This is a genomic window from Plantactinospora veratri (assembly GCF_036421995.1).
Lineage (GTDB): Bacteria > Actinomycetota > Actinomycetes > Mycobacteriales > Micromonosporaceae > Plantactinospora > Plantactinospora veratri.
The window spans coordinates 19935-38205 of record NZ_JAZGQL010000026.1 but is presented as its reverse complement, the minus strand read 5'-3'; the positions used below and the strand labels follow the sequence as shown (position 1 = coordinate 38205).

The following is an 18271-nucleotide window of genomic DNA, read 5'->3' as shown; positions in this document are numbered from 1 at the left end:
TAGGTACTGCTCAGGTGTTAGCGCTCACAGAGCGGCGCCCAAGTCCACGTGAAGGGCCGACGGGGGTGCGCCTTCATTCATAGGGCAGAGGACTCTGCCCGATCAGTGTCGAGAGGTTATTGACCCATGAACGAGCGCGAATACCCAAGCAGACCTCCCCGGCGTCGGTGGTGGAGCAGAACGGTCCTGGCGCTGCTGGCGACCGGGCTGCTCGGGGCCGGCATGGCGGTCCAGGCCGCCAGTCCCGCCAGCGCCGGCACCACGTTGGGTGCCTCGGCGGCGGAGAAGGGCCGCTACTTCGGCGCCGCCGTCGCGGCAGGCAGGATGGGCGACAACACGTACATGACGATCCTGAACCGCGAGTTCAACAGCGTCACCGCCGAGAACGAGATGAAGTGGGACGCGACCGAGCCGCAGCAGGGCCGGTTCAGCTACACGAACGCGGACCGAATCGTCAACCACGCCCGGTCGCGGGGCATGTCCGTGCGGGGGCACACCCTGTTGTGGCACGCGCAGCAACCGGGTTGGGCGCAGGGCATGTCCGGCGGCGCGCTGCGCAACGCGGCGATCAACCATGTCACCCAGGTCGCCAGCTACTACCGGGGGAAGATCCACACCTGGGACGTGGTGAACGAGGCGTTCGCCGACGGCGGCGGTGGCGGGCGGCGAGACTCGAACCTGCAACGTACCGGCAACGACTGGATCGAGGCCGCCTTCCGGGCCGCCGACGCCGCCGACCCGGGCGCCAAACTCTGCTACAACGACTACAACACCGACGGGATCAACGCGAAGTCGACCGGCATCTACAACATGGTGCGCGACTTCAAGGCGCGCGGTGTACCGATCGACTGCGTCGGGTTCCAGTCGCACCTGAGCAACTCGGTGCCCGGTGACTACCAGGCCAACCTGCAACGCTTCGCCGACCTCGGGGTCGACGTGCAGATCACCGAGCTGGACATCTCCGGCTCCAACCAGGCGAGCGTCTACGGCACCGTCACCCGCGCCTGCCTCGCCGTCGCCCGCTGCACCGGCATCACGGTCTGGGGCATCCGCGACACCGACTCCTGGCGTACCGGGCAGAACCCGCTGCTCTTCGACGGCAACGGCAACAAGAAGCCCGCCTACGACGCGGTGCTCACCGCCCTCAACAGCGGCAGCGTCCCCAACCCGGGGCAGGTCGACACGACGGCATGGTACGTGCTGGTCAACCGCAACAGCGGCAGGGCACTGGACGTGTACAACTCGGCAACCAACGACGGGGCGCGGATCACCCAGTGGGCGCGTAACGACGGCGCGTGGCAGCAGTGGCAGTTCGTGGACTCCGGTGGCGGCTACTACCGGCTGAGGTCCCGGCACTCGGGCAAGGTGCTCGACGTCGCCAACGCGTCCACCGCGGATGGTGCCGCGGTGGTGCAGTGGACCGACCACAACGGGACGAACCAGCAGTTCCGGCCCGCCGACTCGGGGGGCGGCTACACCCGCCTGATCAACCGCAACAGCGGCAAGGCCCTGGAGGTGCAGGGCGCGGATGTCAACGACGGCGGAAACGTCGTGCAGTACACCGACTGGAGCGGCAACAACCAGCAATGGCAACTCGTACGCGTCGGATAGGCGGCCCGGCCAGGAGAGCACCTGGCCGGAAAGCCTCACAGCCCGTACGGCAACTCCGGTAGCCGACCTGCACCGGGCAGAGCCGGGGCGCGGTCTCCAGGCACGGCCGGCAGCGGCATCAACGCCGACATGTCGCTGCCGGCCGTGTCCTGGGAGGGCCGGCGCGGAGAGGGCAAACTCCGCGCCGGCCCGGCCGGCTACCACCTCATACGAACCGATTGTTCTCAATGCGATCGTCAGCCCGAGGAGATGAGAATGAGGTCGGAAACTTCTATCCGTGCGGCGGGTAGACGCGGCATGGCCCTGATGTCCGCGCTGCTGTGTCTCGCGGTGCTGCTGCCGGGGACGGCCCGGGCGGACAACCCCATCGTGCAGACCATCTACACGGCCGATCCGGCCCCGCTGGTCCACGACGGCCGGGTGTACCTCTACACCGGTCACGACGAGGACGGCTCGACCTACTTCACGATGCGCGAGTGGCGAGTCTGGTCGTCGGCCGACATGGTGAACTGGACCGACCACGGCTCTCCGATGAGCCTGGCCACCTTCAGCTGGGCCAGCGCCGACGCGTGGGCCGGCCACACCATCCACCGCAACGGCAAGTTCTACTGGTACGTGCCGGTCGTGAACCGGGCAACCGGCCGGATGGCCATCGGGGTCGGTGTGTCGGAGAGCCCTACCGGGCCGTTCCGGGACGCGCTCGGCCGTCCACTCGTGGAGAACGGTGAGATCGACCCGGCCGCCTTCATCGACGACAACGGGCAGGCGTACCTGTACTGGGGCAACCCGAACCTGTGGTACGTGCGGCTGAACGCCGACATGATCTCGTTCTCGGGCGGCGCGACGCAGATCCCGCTGACCGCGGCGGGGTTCGGCGCCCGTAGTGGGAACGCGAGTCGCCCGACCCTCTACGAAGAGGCACCCTGGGTCTACAAGCGGAACGGGCTGTACTACAACGTCTTCGCGGCGGAGTGCTGCTCGGAGTTCATCGGCTACTCGACGGCCCCCGGGCCGACCGGGCCGTGGACCTACCGTGGGACGGTCATGCCGCGGCAGGGCGGCAGTTTCACCAACCACGCCGGAGTCATCGACTTCAACGGCGGCTCGTACTTCTTCTACCACAACGGTGCCCTGCCCGGCGGTGGCGGCTTCACCCGATCGGTGGCAGTGGAGAAATTCAACTACAACGCCGACGGGACGATCCCGACCATCAACATGACCACGACGGGCGCACCCCAGATCGGCACCCTGAACCCCTACGTCCGGCAGGAGGCCGAGACGATCGCCTGGGAGACCGGTGTGGAAACCGAGCCGGCCAGCGGCGGGGGCATGAACGTCGGCTGGATCGAGAACGGGGACTGGATCAAGGTCAAGGGCGTGGCCTTCGGCGCCGGTGCCGGTTCCCTCAGCGCCAGAGTGGCCTCGGGAACCAGCGGTGGCCGCATCGAGCTGCGCCTGGGTGGCACCAACGGCACCCTCGTGGGTACCTGCACCGTGCCCGGCACCGGGGGCTGGCAGACCTGGACGACCGTCAGCTGCCCGACGAACGGCGCGACCGGCACCCACGACCTGTACCTGCGGTTCGCCGGTGGCAGCGGCTACCTGTTCAACGTCGACTGGTGGCAGTTCCAACCGCGGTAGTGGATTTCCGCCGACCACGGCGGTACGGGCCACAACGCCACCCGTGAACACCACCGACGCACCGTCGACCTCCAGGGCCGGCCGTCGCGGTCACGTCGTTGACGTGCCGACGGCGGCCGGCACCGCAGTCCGGGGCGTCACGAGGGCGTACCCGGGAGGGTGCCGTGCCGGGGCCCGTCGCCGCCACCGGACCGGCCCGCTGGCGCTGGTCAGCCTTTGAACGCACCTTCCATGATGCCCTGCACCAGGCGCCGCCCGACGAAGACGAAGAGCACCAGCAGCGGCAGCGTGGCCAGGAACGAACCGGACATCGCTAGGCCGAGGTCGATGTCCCGGCTGTTCTGCAACGCCTTGATGGCGATCTGCACGGTGTACTTCTCCGGTGACTTCAGCACGATGAACGGCCACAGGAAGTCGTTCCAGGCGTTGACGAAGCCGAACAGTCCCAGCACCAGTGCTGCCGGGCGGACCAGCGGGAAGGCGATCCGCCAGAAGATCTGCCAGGTCGTCGCGCCGTCCACCCGGGCGGCGTGCAGCAACTCGTCGTCGAGGGTGCCGACCATGTGCTGACGCATCCAGAAGATGCCGAACGCGCTCACCAGTCCGGGAATGATCAGGGCTTGCAGGGTGTCCACCCAGTTCAGCTTCGACATGATCAGGTACTGCGGGATGACGGACAACTGGGCCGGCACGGTCATGGTCAACACGACGATCAGGAACAGCGTGTTGCGGCCCCGGAAGTGCAGCTTGGCGAAGGCGAAGCCGGCCAGCGCGCAGAGCACCGCCTGGCCCACCCCGATCGAGGTGGAGACGACGACGCTGTTCACCAGCGCCTGCACGAACGGCACGATCTCGAAGACCAGGTTCGCCAGATAGAAGAAGTTGTCGCCCGGCACGACCCGCGGCGGCAGGTTGTACGCGGTGGCCGAGTCCGTGGTGGCCACCACGAACATCCAGTACAGCGGGAAGAGGCTGACGAACACCATGGCGCCGAGCAGCGTGTACACCCCGAGCGAGATCCGGGTGGCACCGCGTTGGCGGCGGGGCGCCCGCCCGGTGCTGGTCGGCGAGCCGGTGCTGGTCGGAGAGGTGGGGTTCATGGGCGCTCCGGGCGGACGCGGGTGACCAGCAGGTAGTTGATCGTGGAGAAGAGCACGACCAACACGAAGAGCGCCACGGCGATGGCGGCGCCGTAGCCGAAGTGGAACCGGCCGAAGCCCTGCTCGTAGAGGAAGAGGGTGAGCGTCTGGCACTGCCGGGCCGCCCCGCAGGTGAGCCCACCCACCGGGTTGACCAGCAGCGGCTCGGTGAAGATCTGCAACCCGCCGATCGTCGACGTGACGACGGTGAACACGATGATCGGCCGCAGCGACGGGATGGTGATGTGCCGGAACTGCTGCCAGCCGGTGGCGCCGTCCGCGGCGGCGGCCTCGTACAGCTCGCGGGGAACCGCCTGGAGCGAGGCCAGGTAGAGGAGGGTGTTGTAGCCGGTCCACCGCCAGGCGACCATCACAGCGATCATGAAGTGGCTGCCCCAGACCGACGCGGTGAAGTCGACGTGCGCGAAGCCCAGCAGCTCCAGGAACCAGTTGAGCATGCCGTAGTCGCGGTCGAAGAGCTGGGCGAAGACGATCGTGGTCGCCGCGACCGAGGTGATGTACGGGACCAGTACCGCCATCCGGAAGAAGGTCGCGGCGCGCAGGCGTACGTGGTTGAGCAGGTGCGCCAGGCCGAGCGCGATCAGCAGCTGCGGGACCGTCGACAGCACCCAGATGCTGAACGTGTTGCGCAGCGCGCCCCAGAACCTCGGGTCCTGCACGAGCTGGGAGAAGTTGGCCAGCCCCACGAAGTGCCGCTCGCCGATCGGGTCCCAGTCGAACAGCGCGACGTAGAACGTGAACAGCAGTGGGAAGAGACCGAAGACGAGGAAGAGCAGGAAGAACGGCGCCACGAAGGCGTACGGCGCCAGCCGCTCGCGCCAGCCCTGGTGGATGTGCCGGTACCGGCTGGGTCGGGCGGTGGTCTTCGGGGTCGGGGCCGGGCTGAGCGTGGTGGTCACAGGTCACCTTCCCGACGTGCGGCGGCCGGGTCGGTGCCGGCCGCCGCACATCAGTCGTCCGTTCAGCCGCCCAGGGCGTTCTTGACGTTGTTCAGCGCCGTGTTCCACGCGTCGGCGGGGGCGACCTTGCCCTGCTCGACGCTGGTCAGGGTGTTCAGCAGCTCGCTGCCGATCGTGGCGTCGTCTGGGCCGATGTAGAACGGCTTGATGTTCACGACGGACTGGGTGTAGATCTTGCCGATCGGTGCGTTGGAGAAGAACGGCTCGGCTCTTCCGACGAGCTGCGGATCGTTGTAGACCGACGGTGTCGTCGGCAGATTTCCCTTCGCCAGGAAGTTCTCCAGTTGGCCGGCCGGCGACTGCATTTCGACTATGTAGTTCCAGGCCGCCTTCGGGTTCTTCGCCCGCTTGGGGATGGCCAGGTAGCTTCCGCCCCAGTTCCCCGAGCCGCCGGGGATGGTGGCGATGTCCCACTTGCCGGCGGTACCGGGGGCGTTGGTACGGATGGAGTTGAGCATCCACGCCGGCGCGGACACGACCGCGAAGTCGCCCTTGCTCATGCCCGCGGTCCACCCGGTCGAGAACGAGGTCTGCTTGGCGGAGATGTCCGCAGCGAAAATCTTTAGTGTCAGCTCGAATGCCGCTTTGACCTGCGGGTTCTTGTCGTACGACAGCTTATGGTCCGCGTCGTAGTAGCGTTCCGTGCCCTGGTTGACCGCCTGGTAGAAGATGCTCGTCGGCGTGTTGTCCAGGAACGGCTTACCGGTGGCCTGGACGTACTGCTTGCCGACCTCCGTGAACGCGTCCCAGGTCGGCCACAGCTTGGAGACCTGCTCTCGATCCGTGGGCAGACCGGCGGCCTTGAACAGGTCCGTGCGGTACGCGACCGCCATCCCGCCGACATCCGTCGGTATCCCCACGATCTTGTCCCCGGTCGTCGACTGCTTCATCACCCAGTCGAGGTAGTCGCCCTTGATCTTGTCGGCGCCGAGCGTGGTCAGGTCAACGAAGTTGTCCGGAGACTGCATGAACTTCGGCAGGTCGTCACCCTGGATCAGCACGAGGTCGGGCACCTTGCCGCCGGCCAGTGCCGCCGTGAGGGCCTGGGCCGTCTCGGTCGTGCTGCCGACCTCGGTGAGCTTGATGCGGGCATCCGGATGTTTCTTCGTGTAGTTCTCGACGTCGAGCTTCTGGTTGATTCCGGTGAACGACCAGAACTCGAACCCGGCCGACGAGTCGCTGTCCGATCCTGGTGAACAGCCGGGTATCAGCAGCAGGGTTGCGGCGAAGACGGCTGCGGAGGTGATGGCGCGCTTCACAGGGCCCTCCATACGGTGAGCGGTCCGCGGTCCGGGCTGACCGCGATGAATCACGGCGAATCAAATGTCGACCGGCACACCGTGTGGCGGCGGGATGGGTTTTTCCACCTGCGGCTCGGATGCGAGCCACGGCCCAGCCGGCGGGGACTTCGCTGCGAAGTCGAATCCAAAATTAGAAATACTTCGATCTCATTCGTATGACGTATGAGGGTACTCACCGCAGCCCAGCTCGTCAACGACCTGTCGGTGCGGAGCCTGGATCCAGGTTGCCTGCGGCGGGTTCGACGCCGCGTCCGACCTATTCGGACAGGTTCCCGGCGTGGGTGGCTCCGCCCGCCGCGAGGCGAGTTGGATCTTGCGCGATGCGGCGGCAGGGGGCAGGATGCGGGGAAAGCGCTTGCCCAACGTAGGGCGATGCGAGATGGAGACCAAAAAGTGCGAAAGACATTGCGTACACTCGTACCCTTGCCCCTGACGCTGGTCCTGAGCCTGTCCCTGTCCGGCTTCAGTTCTCCGGCGGCGAGCGCTGCCCCCGCGCCCAGCCTTCGCCCGATGGAGTATCTGACCCGCGGCCTCGTCGCCGCCCAGACCTCCGACGGCATATTGCTGAGTTGGCGCTTCCTGGGCAACGAACCTGACGGCATCTCCTGGAACGTCTACCGCAAAGACGGCAATGCCGACTTCGTAAAGATAACCACGATCGCGCCCAGGGATGTCCAGCCCGAGAGCGACTACGCGACCAACCCCGGCATCGTCAAGGAAGACGTCACCCCGTCCAACTACACCGACCCGGACGGAGTTCTCAGCTCCACCTATGAGGTCGCGCCGGTCGTCAACGGCGTCGAGGGTGAGCGGCAGGGCATGAGCGTGCCCATGCTGTCAGCCCTGGCCGGCCAGGACGGCCAGGCCAACCGGGGTGCGGCGACCTACATCCCGCTCAAGCCCGCGCCGGCCCCCGTGCCGCTCGCCCACTTCACCTACCGCAACCAGCGGTTCGGCCCGGGTACCAACCTGAACGCGGCCAACATGGTCATCCCGGGTACCGAGAACCAGAACTGGTACGTCGTCGACATGGATCTGCTGCGCGCGTTCCGGGTGGCGTACGACGACCAGGCGACCGTGACCCAGGAGCAGCTGGACGGTTGGGTCGCCGCGCTCAACGAGCGCAACATGACGCCCAACGCTCTCGGCGTCGCCACCTACACCACCCCTCGGCCGCTGACGAACTCCCTGGTGAACGGCAAGATCACAAAGGCGCTCTACGACGAGCTGGAAGCCGAGTTCATCAAGTACGTGCAGAACCTGGACTCCGGCACCTCGCTTCCCTACGCGAAGACCGGCACCGGCGCGATACACACCTCGCAGAGCAGCGCCTACACCACCCACGACATGACGGTGGGCGACTTCGACGGCGACGGCGAGTACGAGATCGTCGTCAAGTGGCGCAGCACGCAGCAGGATCCCATGTATTCCGAGCCGATCTTCGGCGGCAGCAACACCACCACCGCACCCGAGTACATCGACGTGTACAAGCTCGACGGCACCATGCTGTTCCGCGTCGACATGGGCTACAACGTGAGAGCGGCCAACGACCACGAGACCACCCTGTTCAGCGAGGACTTCGACGGTGACGGCAAGGCTGAGCTGATGCTCAAGACCGGGCTGGGCACCCGCATCGGCAACTGGGACGAGGCGTCGCAGTCCGTCGTGTATCCGAACACCCTCGACACCGTCGTGGGCGGCCAGGACGGCCTGAAGACCACCACGGACAGGTTCCAGGAGTACTTCGCCAGCGGCGACACCGCGGCTCTGGACACCTACTGGTCGCTGCTCAACAGCTTCACCATCAGCTACCGCAGCCCGGTGGCCGGAGGTGGCAACGACGGAGTCAACGACCCGGCCCTCAAGCGGTGGATCAAGACCTACCACGTCGGCCCGATCGGCCCCGCAAAGGACGACCAGGAGTTCTTCTCGGCCTTCAAGTGGGACGCCGACGCCGGCAAGGGCGTACTCCTGGACAGCGCCAAATATCCGCACCCCTACGAGGGCAGCGTGGACGGCGACAACTGGGCCATGACGCCGGCCACCCAGCGCGGCAACTTCTCCTACCTGGCCTACCCCGGCCCCGGTGCCGGCAGCGGCCCCGGTGACTACAAGTCGCAGATGATGGCCCCCTCGGAGGCCTACTGGCTCGAGCACCCCTGGAAGGCGGCGGTCTGGGGCGACGCGCAGGGCAACCGCGGCAACCGCTACGTCGGTGTCGTCGCCGCGCTGGACGGCAAGCACAACTATGCGGTCTCGCAGCGCGGCTACTACGTACGGACGACCATGGCCGCCTTCCGGATCGTCGACGGCAAGGTCGTCCTCCAGGCCAGCTTCGACTCGAACGACCCGCAGTACTGGTCCCTGGGCGGCACCGCGTACGACTACCAGAACCGCGGCAACCATCACACCGATTCCGGCGACCTCGACGGCGACGGCCGGGATGAGATCGTGATGAAGGCCATGGTCCTCGACCTGAACGCCGACGGGACCAAGATCTTGCCCGAGGTGATCAACGGCGACACCATGCCCACGATCGAGGGACAGAACAGCGTTCCTCCGGTTGCCGGCAGCTTCGAGTTCGCCACCGACGCGGTCCGGAACAACCCGCTGAACACCTGGGCTCCGCTCCGGCACGGCGACCGCAACGCACTGCTCCCGGTCGACAAGGACAACAACGTCCGCATGTGGTCCGGCAGCGAGGAGAACCTGCTGGACGACATCCGCACCGGTAGGCAACACGGCTGGATGCCCGGCCCGGAGGCCCACGACCCGATGAAGGGCAAGCGGCGCAACGACCGGGGCGAGGTCGTCCACGAGAACTCCATGGTCTTCGGCGTCTACGCCGGTACCGACGCCGAGGGAGCGGTAGCCGGCAACTTCTCCAACCGCTGGCCCGGCGCGCAGGGACACTCGCAGAACGGTGCCCGGAGCATGGTCACCGGCGAACTCCTGAACGGCAGCCACAACCTGAGCAGCGGCCAGTACGCCATCTGGTTCGGCGGTGGGTTGACGGCGATGGCCGCCAGCAACGCGACCATCAGCACGGTCGACGATTCGACCTTCGCGATCTCTCCCTATCTCGCGACCGGCCTGACGTCGACGGGCAACAAGAGCACTCCCACGCTCAAGGCCGACCTGCTGGGCGACTGGCGTGAGGAGCTGGTGCTCCGCGCGTCCGGCAACCGGCTGGCCATCGTCACGACCCTGGCGCCGACCGAGTACGGCATCCGTACGCTGATGCACGACCCGATGTACCGCGTCGGGGTGGCGAACAAGAACACCGGCTACGACCAGTTCGGCTTCGCCAGCTTCTATCTGGGTGACGAGGCCGGACTGCCCCCGATGCGGACCGACATCTCCATCCCGGCCGCGCCCGACACGACCGCTCCGACGATCACGGTGAAGCCGGAGTCGAAGGGTCGGGACGGGATCTACCGCAACGTCTCGTTCAAGCTCTTCGACGCCGGCAAGGTCGACAGGCTCACCCTGAACGGAGTCGAGAAGGACCTGACCGACGACACCTACTCCGACCTCAACGGGGTCGAGCCGGGCAGGTTCGGCGGCAGGGCCGGCAGCAACGAGCTGAGGGTGTACGACGTGGCGGGCAATGTCACGACGCTGACCTTCGTACTGGATGTCACGGGCCCGACGGTGACGGTGAAGGACGGCGCCACCGAGACGGTCGGTACGCCTGCGGCCGGGTACGAGCTGGTGTCGTTCAAGCTCTTCGACGCCGGCCGGGTCGACAGGCTCACCCTGAACGGGGTGGAGAAGGACCTGACCGACAACACCTACTCCGATCTCAACGGGGTGAAGCCCGGTGTGTTCGGGGCGGCGCTCGGGGCGAACGAGCTGAGGGTGTACGACGTGGCGGGCAATGTCACGACCGTGACCTTCACGCTGGTCGAGCCGAAGCCGGCCGCTCCGGCCTGGGACCCGAAGAAGGTGTACGACAGCGGCGACCAGGTGTCCTACAACGGGGCGATCTACATCGCCCAGTGGTGGACGCAGAACGAGAAGCCGGGTAGCACCACGACCGGCGCGTGGCGGGAGCAGGGCGTCCTCGTCCCGGCGGCCGGGGCCGGCGTCCGGGCCTGGACCCCGTCCTGGGTCTACACCGGCGGCGAGACGGTCGCGCACAACGGCCACACCTGGAAGGCCAGGTGGTGGACCCGCAACCAGCAGCCGGGCGATCCCAACGGCCCGTGGCAGGACCTCGGCACGTACTGACAACCTCGGCAACCACTGACAGGTGACGACAGGGGAGGGCCGGTCCGCAGGGGCCGGCCCTCCTCGATTGGTGGGTCAGCTGAGGCGGCGGCGTTCGACGGGCAGGCGTGACCGGGTCAGCAGGCCGGTGGCGAGCATCGCCACCAGCGGTACCGCGACCATCACCGCCAGCGTCTCCCACGGCATGGTTATCGGGTACGCCGCCTCGCGCGGCCACTGGTACATGAGTGCCCGGTTGTAGGCGAACAGCACCGCGGTGGAGGCGCCGAGCCCGGCGAGCAGCCCCAACGCCGTGCCCAGGCCGGCGATCACGCCGGACTGGCTCAGTGACAGCTGGCGGCGTACTCCCGGGCTGGCGCCGACGGCGGAGAGGGTGGCCAGGTCGGCATGGCCGTCGGCGGCGGCGAGGCCGGTGGCGACGCCAGCCGCTCCGAGCGTGACGAGGCCCGCGACGGCGGCCAGGATCAGCAGGGTCGGGTCGTACGGGGTCGCCGGTCGCCGTTCGATCGTCGCACCCAACCCGCCCTCGTCGGTCAGGTCGCGCAGCGCGGCGGAGAGCCGGTCCTGCTCGGCCTGGGTGGGTATCCGGTCGGTCGCCACGACGAGTCCGTACGGTCGCTCACCCAGCTTCGCGGCCCTGACCGCACCCGCCGAGTAGATCGTGCCGGACAACCGGGTGCCGGTGCTGGGCGCGTATCCGGGAACGGTCACGGTCGGTGCTCGGGTCAGCTTCTCGGGCGTGATCGGTCCCTGGATCGCCTCGTTGTACGCCTGCAGCGTCACCCGGCCGTCGACCACGAACCGCGCGTCACCGACGAGTACGCCGCCCGCGGCCAGCGTCTCACGGGCCCGGTCCAGATCCTCGCCGGAGGCCCTGGTCAGCGCGGTCACCGCCGCCGGTCCGGCGACCAGGGCCCCGTATCCGGTCCTGCTGGGCAGGGGCTCGATCTCGCACCGTGGATCGGCGTTCGCCGCCCGCTGCTGGGTCCGGCTCAGCACCACACCGCTGAAGGGGTCGTAGGGGCACTGCCGGCCCTGCGGGATCTGGGGTTGCAGGGCACAGTGCGGCAGTACCGGCCGACCCGCCTTGACCGATCTGGGTGACCTGTCGCTGTCGGGGCAGGTCACCTCGCCGACCGGGACGACCTCGGTCGCCGGCAGCGTGCTCCGCACGACGGCCGCCACCCGCTGCATCGGGACGCTGGACTTCCGCTCGCCGCCGAGCGGTCCGGGCAGCGGATTGTTGATCACGAGCGCATGTCCGTCGGGAAGACCGGGCCGGTACCGCGTCTCTGCCCTGGCCGCCTCGGCGGTGAGTACCACCCCGAGCGCTACGCTGCCGGCCACCGCCGCCATGACCGCCGCCACGGCGGCCACGGCCGCGGCCCGGTTCCGGGCGGTGTCGCGCAGTGCCATCCGCGGCGCCAGCGGCAGTAGCGGGCCGAGCCGGGCGACCAGGCCCACCAGCGCGGGCGTACACAGCACCAGGCCCACCTCGGCGAGGACCAGGCCGGTGAGCAGGATGTTCGAGGAAACCTGCCAGGCGCCGTAAGCGGCTGCGACGCTCCCGGTGCCGACGAGGGTCAGGCCGAGAACCAGCCATCCCCGGTGGGATCGGCGGACACCACGCCGCCCGGTCAGGGCGGTGACGACGTCGTTGCGGGCCGCGGCGAACGCGGGCAGCAGCGCGGCGAGGACCCCGGTGCCGACGGCGAGACCGGCGATGGCGGCCAGCGCGAGGGGGAACACCCGGTACCCGCCGGCCCGCTGCTGCGCGAGGTGCATCTCGACCAGGGGACGGAACGCGAACGCGGCCATTACACCGAGTACCAGCCCCGGGACGGTGCCGAGCACGCCGAGCACGACGCCGTCGGCCAGCACGATGCGACGCAGGTGTGCGGGTGTGCCTCCGTTGGCGGCGACCAGCCCGAGGTCGCGCTGGCGGCGGCGGGCGCCGACCGCGAACGCCGGCCCGGCGAGCAGCACCGCCTCGAGCACGCCCAGCCCGACGACGAGCCCACCGGCGGCGACGGCTCGCAGGTCGACATCGTCGGCGCTGTCCCGGTAGTACGGGTCCGAGGGGTCGAGCGCGGGCGGATCCAGCAGGACCGCCCGCGAGACGACGACCATGCCGCGTTCGTTGAGTCGATTGACCCCGGCCCAGTCGACCGGTGCGGGCGCGTCCCACAGCCACTGGTGGGAGTCGTAGCCGGACCCGCCGCGGCTCGTCGGATCCGGCCGGAACACCACCTTCTCGGCCAGGTCAGCGGGGAACTCGACGATCCCGGTGACTGTCCACGAGGCCGTCCGGTCGGCGTTGCGCACGGTGTCGCCGATCTGGCTGCCCAGCCGCTCCGCCGCCTGCTCGGTGAGCGCCACCTCGCCATCGGTCGCCGGGGCGCGGCCGTCGCGCAGCGTCACGAGGCCGGTCACCATCGGATCAGCCACGTCGATGCCGTACGCCGTCAGGTCGCCTATCCCGCTTTCGGTACGGAGCTGGACGGTACCGCTGCGGACCGGGGTCACCCTGCTGCCGTCGGGCAGCGCGGCGAGCAGCTCCTCGGCCGTGGTGGTGGCGGCGTGCGAGGAGGTGTTCGAGGAGTGGCCGTCTCCGGTGGGATCCTGTCGGACCGGCTCGGTGTCGACCCATTCGATCCTCGCGTCGGCGGCACCGAGCAGGCGGGTGGCCTCCTCCTCGGGGGTGAGCCGGAACATGTCGTAGCTGGCGGCTGCGGCGCTCAGCGCCAGTACCGGCAACGCGAGCATCGCGATCACCAGCACCGAGCGCCCCCTCGCCCGACGCGCCTCCCGGCGGGCGATACGCAGCGCGGTCAACCAGGTCCTCAGCACGCCCGCTCCAGGAGCTGCTCGGCGGCGCCCAGCGGGCCGGAGGTGTCGGCGACGACGCCGTCACGCAGGAAGACCACCCGGTCGGCCCAGGCGGCGTGCCGGGCCTCGTGGGTCACCAGCACGCCGGCGGCGCCCGCGTCGACCCGGATGCGCAGCAGTCGCAGGACGGACTCGCCGGTCTGCGAGTCGAGCGCCCCGGTCGGTTCGTCCGCCAGCACGAGCCGACGTTCGCCGACGAGTGCCCGGGCGATCGCGACCCGCTGCTGCTGGCCCCCGGACATCTCGTCGGGGAAGCGCGGCCCGAGTTCGGCCAGCCCCACGTCGTTCAGGGCGGCCACGGCGAGCCGACGGGCCTGTCGTACCCCGGTGCCGTCCAGTTCGAGGGGCAGTGCGACGTTCTCCGCGGCGGTGAGGCTCGGCAGCAGGTTGAGATCCTGGAAGACGTACCCGATCGATCGTCGCCGTAGCGCGGCCAACTGGCGCCTGGACAGCTTGCGGAGCTGCTGGCCTTCGACGTACACCTCACCCCGGGTGGGCCGGTCCAGGCCGCCGGCGAGGTTCAGCAGGGTCGACTTGCCGGAACCGGACGGTCCCATCACGGCGACCAGCTCACCGGGCCGAACGGTCAGGGTGACTCCGCGCAGTGCGTGGACCGCGGCCTCCCCGGCACCGTGGGTCCGGTACGCGTCGCGTATCTCCAGCACGCTCACGACGTCACCGCGCTGCGCTCGGGCGCCGGGTTCGGCGTGCTGGACCGTGGCACCGGGGCGACGTTGTGGCGGACCAGGCTGGACTCGCAGTGGTCGAGCCAGCGCAGCTCGGCCTCGGCCTGAAAGATCATCGCGTCGAGCACCAGCCGCCACGCCAGGTCGGCGGGCTTGGGCTCGGAGCCACGGGCCTTGAGCCGGGTGTACTCCTGCAACGAGCGCATCGTCGCGGTGCGCTGGGCCTGTAGTACGACCTGGATGTCGACCCCCGGCGTGGTGATGGCCAACGCCAGCTTGATGGACAGTTCGTCGCGCGGGCGATCGGCCCGGCTGATCGGGGTGACGAACCAGTCGCCCAGCTGCGTCCGGCCGACCTCCGTGATCTCGTACGGCTGCTGCCCGCCGTCACTCTCCGGAAGCGGACGTACGAGGCCGTCGCGCTCCAGTCTGGACAGTGTGGTGTAGACCTGCCCGATGTTCAGCGGCCAGGTGGCCCCCGTGGACTCCTCGAAGGCGGCGCGCAACTGGTAGCCGTGCATCGGGCCGCGTTCCAGCAACGCGAGCAGGCCATGGCGAATCGACATGGCTACCGAGTATGCATACTCAGTATGCTGTTGGCAATCCGCTGTCGACGGGTCTGGTGCTCCTGCCTGAAGCCGAGGCCGTCGGGCCGGCCGCCGGCGTCGTCGGCACACCCCGGTCCGGTGACGGCTGCGCTCACCCGCGCCGTGCTGGCCGGCGTCGGGGTTGACCTGTCTGCTCAGGTGACGGGGTGCGGGGCCGGATGCGGTTCTCCGCGTAGGCCACGCTGACCAGGACCACCAGGCCGCCGACGATGAGGTTCCAGGTGACCGCCTCGCCGAGCAGCACGGCGCCGATCAGCACGGCGAACACCGGAACCAGGTAGTTGACCGCGGACGCGGCGGTGGCCCCGGCATCGCCGATGAGCCGGAAGTACAGTACGTAGGCCAGCCCGGTGCTGAACAGGCCGAGGAACAGGACGCTGCCCGCGACCCGACCGGTGATCTCCGGGGTCTGCCAGGCCAGGAACGGGGTGGCCAGGCCCTGCAATACGGCGGCGGCGAGCAACTGTGCCGTGGCCAGCGACAGCGGTGCGAGGCCACGTGGGGACAGGAACCTGCGGACGTAGACGAAGCCGATCGCGTAGCTCACCGCGGCGCCCAGGCAGGCCAGCCGCCCGCTGAGCGTGCCGAGTTCGGAGTGCCACGGTCCGACCAGGAGCACGACACCGACGAACCCGCCGACCAGGCCGACGACCTTGCGCGCGGTGGCGCGTTCGCTGGGCAGTGCGGCCGAAGCCAGGGCCAGGGTCAGCAGCGGAGTGCTGCCGACCAGAACGCCCGCGATACCCGCGCCGGTGCCCTGCTCGCCGTAGGACAACAACAGGAACGGGATGACGTTGCCGAACAGGGCCGCACCCGCGAGGTGTCCCCAGACGCCCATGCCACCCCGGGGGAGGGCGACCTTACGGACGGCGGCGATGGCCAGCAGCACGAGGGCGCCGAGGATGAGCCGGCTGAGTACGACCTGCGCCGGGGTGAGCCCCTCCAGGGACACCTTGATGAAGGTGAAACTGGCGCCCCAGAGCAGCGCGAGCAGTACGAACCGGGCCAGGGTTGCGTTGGTCATTCTTCCTCCTGGTGCGAACCCGGCCGACGACGACGGGGCGGGGTGTGTGGCGGGTCAGGCATGCCGGGCGGGCCGATAGCTCAATTCCTGAACGTCAAGGGTGTAGGCAGCGCTCATCATGCCCTTCTCGGCTGCGGATGGTCGGGTCTGCGGACCCGGCCGGGGAGGCATGGTGCGACCCGCCGCCGTCCGCCGTCGCCGATCGAGTATCCGCGCTGCCCGATCCGCTGCCTCCGGCCGACACCTGCCCTGCTGCCAGCGCGGTGAGTGCCAGGCCGAAGCCGAGCGCCTGGATCGGGCCGAAGCTCTGGTCGAGGATTACGGCGCCGAGGGCGGCGGCGACGAGCGGCGAGATCAATCCGAGTAGCGCGACCGCGGCCACGGGCAGCGTGGCGATGCCGCGGAACCACACGACGTACGCCGCGAGCCCGCCGACCAGTCCGAGCCATACGTAGCCGCCCAGCCCGGGAAGGTCGATGGCGGGAGGGCGACCTTCGAACACCACGGTCAGGGGGAGCAGGACCAGCCCACCGGCGGCCAACTGCCAGCCGGCGAAGACGACCGGGCTCACCTCGTCGGTACGCCAGTGCTTGGTGAGCGTCACACCGAGGGCCATCGACAACGCGCCCGCGAGTCCGGCGAGGAGGCCGACCGGGTCGAGACCCGCCTGCGGGCCGAGGACGACGAGACCGACTCCAGCAGCTCCGGCGATGCCCCAGCCGATGCGCCACCAGGACGGCGGCTCCCGCAGGATGCCGACCGCCAGGCCTGCCACGACCAGCGGCTGGGTCGCGCCGAGCGTGGCCGCGACACCGCCGGGCAGCCGCTCGGCCGAGACGAAGAGCAGGGGGAAGAAGAACCCGATGTTGAGGGCGCCGAGCAGCAGCGATCGCCACCACCACACGCCACGGGGTAGCACGCGGAGCACCGTCAGCACGACGAGTCCGGCCGGCAGCGATCGGACCAGGCCGGCGAAGAGCGGATGCCCGGCGGGCAGGAGTTCGGTCGTCACGACGTAGGTCGTGCCCCACACCGCCGGCGCGAGAGCCGTGACGAGTGTCCGTGCGCCGGTGGAGGTTGCCATGGCCATCAGCCTGCGGTGTGCGCAGTCATGAGTCCAACGCATTGTTGTCATGCGTTCGATCGTGAATAACGATTGCCGGGTGAACCTTCAGCAACTCAGGTACGTCGTCGCGGTGGCCGAGCTCGGCAACTTCACCCGGGCCGCCGAGCGGTGCTTCGTCGTACAGTCGGCGTTGAGTCACCAGATCGCGAAGCTGGAGCAGGAGTTGGGTGCCCGGCTCTTCCACCGCACCAGCAGGTCGGTGGCGTTGACGCCGGCCGGCGCGGCCCTGCTGCCGGCCGCCCGCGAGTGCCTCGCGGCGGCGGAGCGCGCGCAGGCGGAGGTCTTCGCGGCGACCGGCGAGATCCGCGGCCGGCTCGCTGTCGGCATGATCCCGACGGCGGCGGCCGTCGACGTGCCGGCCGCGCTGCGGATCTTCCATCAGGAGTACCCGCAGGTGCGGATCAGCCTGCTGACAGCCGGCAGCGACGACCTGGCCGACCGGGTCCGGGCCGGTGCGCTCGACATCGCGTTCGTGGGCCTGGCCGAGGACGTCGAGATCCCGGACCTCAACAGCCGGCAGCTCGCCCGCGACCCGCTGGCCGCGTTGCTGGCTCCGGACCATCGGCTCGCCGGCCGCAAACGCATCCGGCTGGAGGCGATCTGCGCCGAGGAGTTCGTCGACTTCCCCGCCGAGACCACCGGACGCGTCCAGGCCGACCGGGCGTTCGCCGCAGCCGGTCTGGAACGTACCGTCGCCTTCGAGATCACCGACCCGCACATCATGGCGCGGCTCGTGGCCGAAGGTCTCGGCGTCGCCCTCCTCGCCTCCACCTATGCGGTGCGGCTGCCCGGTGTCACCGTGGTACCCGTCGTGAACACGTCGTACCGCCTGGAGCACCTGGTCTGGAGCCGACTGGGACCGACCCCGGCGGCAAACGCGTTCATCGCCCGGCTGGCGGGGCACTAGCCTCCTCGCCCCGTCTCGGCCGACTTCTGCCTAGCGTCCACAGCTACCTGATGTGTTCCGGCTGCTCGTACCGGAACACCGTGAGCTGATGCTCGGCATCGAAGCCGAGCTGCGCAACTCGTCCCG

The 18271-nt window shown here is 69.1% G+C and carries 12 protein-coding genes; 4 read left to right on the top strand and 8 right to left on the bottom strand.

The annotated features are described in order from the left end of the window. Positions 1 to 126: 126 nt before the first annotated feature. Positions 127 to 1611: an endo-1,4-beta-xylanase gene (locus V1634_RS26465; protein ID WP_407951859.1), complete on the top strand. Its 1485-nt coding sequence runs from the start codon at positions 127 to 129 to the stop codon at positions 1609 to 1611. Between the two features lie 297 nt (positions 1612 to 1908). Continuing rightward, complete coding sequence (locus tag V1634_RS26460; protein ID WP_331210608.1) at positions 1909 to 3252, top strand: glycoside hydrolase family 43 protein; 1344 nt, start codon at positions 1909 to 1911, stop codon at positions 3250 to 3252. 209 nt (positions 3253 to 3461) lie between these two features. Here V1634_RS26460 and V1634_RS26455 read toward each other — a convergent pair whose 3' ends face one another. From V1634_RS26455 to V1634_RS26445, 3 genes are all read right to left on the bottom strand, one after another. Further along, positions 3462 to 4352 (bottom strand): carbohydrate ABC transporter permease, encoded by an 891-nt coding sequence (locus tag V1634_RS26455; RefSeq protein WP_331210607.1) that lies wholly within the window; start codon positions 4350 to 4352, stop codon positions 3462 to 3464. Beyond that, the gene (locus tag V1634_RS26450) at positions 4349 to 5311 is read right to left on the bottom strand and encodes a carbohydrate ABC transporter permease (protein ID WP_331210606.1); all 963 of its coding nucleotides are present in this window, start codon (positions 5309 to 5311) and stop codon (positions 4349 to 4351) included. The genes V1634_RS26455 and V1634_RS26450 overlap by 4 nt, the downstream gene beginning before the upstream one ends. A 62-nt stretch (positions 5312 to 5373) precedes the next feature. Continuing rightward, the gene (locus V1634_RS26445) at positions 5374 to 6630 is read right to left on the bottom strand and encodes an ABC transporter substrate-binding protein (protein ID WP_331210605.1); all 1257 of its coding nucleotides are present in this window, start codon (positions 6628 to 6630) and stop codon (positions 5374 to 5376) included. Between the two features lie 552 nt (positions 6631 to 7182). On the opposite strand from V1634_RS26445, the gene V1634_RS26440 reads away from it, so the two are divergent. Beyond that, positions 7183 to 10905, top strand: coding sequence for a rhamnogalacturonan lyase family protein (locus tag V1634_RS26440; RefSeq protein WP_331210604.1), 3723 nt, complete (start codon positions 7183 to 7185; stop codon positions 10903 to 10905). A 75-nt stretch (positions 10906 to 10980) separates the two neighbouring features. Here V1634_RS26440 and V1634_RS26435 read toward each other — a convergent pair whose 3' ends face one another. From V1634_RS26435 to V1634_RS26415, 5 genes are all read right to left on the bottom strand, one after another. Next, positions 10981 to 13755 carry an FtsX-like permease family protein gene (locus tag V1634_RS26435; protein ID WP_331210603.1) on the bottom strand — a complete coding sequence of 925 codons (2775 nt, stop codon included), beginning with the start codon at positions 13753 to 13755 and terminating at the stop codon, positions 10981 to 10983. Continuing rightward, a complete protein-coding gene (locus V1634_RS26430) occupies positions 13749 to 14465 on the bottom strand; it encodes an ABC transporter ATP-binding protein (protein ID WP_331210602.1) in 717 nt (238 codons plus the stop codon). Before V1634_RS26430 ends, V1634_RS26435 begins: the two co-directional genes overlap by 7 nt. Then, the gene (locus tag V1634_RS26425; protein ID WP_331210601.1) at positions 14462 to 15046 is read right to left on the bottom strand and encodes a PadR family transcriptional regulator; all 585 of its coding nucleotides are present in this window, start codon (positions 15044 to 15046) and stop codon (positions 14462 to 14464) included. The genes V1634_RS26430 and V1634_RS26425 overlap by 4 nt, the downstream gene beginning before the upstream one ends. A 133-nt stretch (positions 15047 to 15179) precedes the next feature. After that, positions 15180 to 16112 carry a DMT family transporter gene (locus tag V1634_RS26420; protein WP_331210600.1) on the bottom strand — a complete coding sequence of 311 codons (933 nt, stop codon included), beginning with the start codon at positions 16110 to 16112 and terminating at the stop codon, positions 15180 to 15182. Positions 16113 to 16206: 94 nt separating this feature from the next. Beyond that, the gene (locus V1634_RS26415; protein WP_331210599.1) at positions 16207 to 17196 is read right to left on the bottom strand and encodes an EamA family transporter; all 990 of its coding nucleotides are present in this window, start codon (positions 17194 to 17196) and stop codon (positions 16207 to 16209) included. Between the two features lie 79 nt (positions 17197 to 17275). On the opposite strand from V1634_RS26415, the gene V1634_RS26410 reads away from it, so the two are divergent. Next, entirely contained in the window at positions 17276 to 18145 is an 870-nt protein-coding gene (locus V1634_RS26410) for a LysR family transcriptional regulator (protein WP_331210598.1), read from the top strand. Positions 18146 to 18271 lie beyond the last annotated feature (126 nt).

Bases quoted from the DNA above. Each gene is read 5' to 3' on its own strand.
- V1634_RS26420 (WP_331210600.1), bottom strand. From the start codon at position 16,112: ATGACCAACGCAACCCTGGCCCGGTTCGTACTGCTCGCGCTGCTCTGG.
- V1634_RS26465 (WP_407951859.1), top strand. From the start codon at position 127: ATGAACGAGCGCGAATACCCAAGCAGACCTCCCCGGCGTCGGTGGTGG.
- V1634_RS26455 (WP_331210607.1), bottom strand. From the start codon at position 4,352: ATGAACCCCACCTCTCCGACCAGCACCGGCTCGCCGACCAGCACCGGG.
- V1634_RS26460 (WP_331210608.1), top strand. From the start codon at position 1,909: ATGGCCCTGATGTCCGCGCTGCTGTGTCTCGCGGTGCTGCTGCCGGGG.
- V1634_RS26440 (WP_331210604.1), top strand. From the start codon at position 7,183: ATGGAGTATCTGACCCGCGGCCTCGTCGCCGCCCAGACCTCCGACGGC.
- V1634_RS26425 (WP_331210601.1), bottom strand. From the start codon at position 15,046: ATGTCGATTCGCCATGGCCTGCTCGCGTTGCTGGAACGCGGCCCGATG.
- V1634_RS26415 (WP_331210599.1), bottom strand. From the start codon at position 17,196: ATGGCAACCTCCACCGGCGCACGGACACTCGTCACGGCTCTCGCGCCG.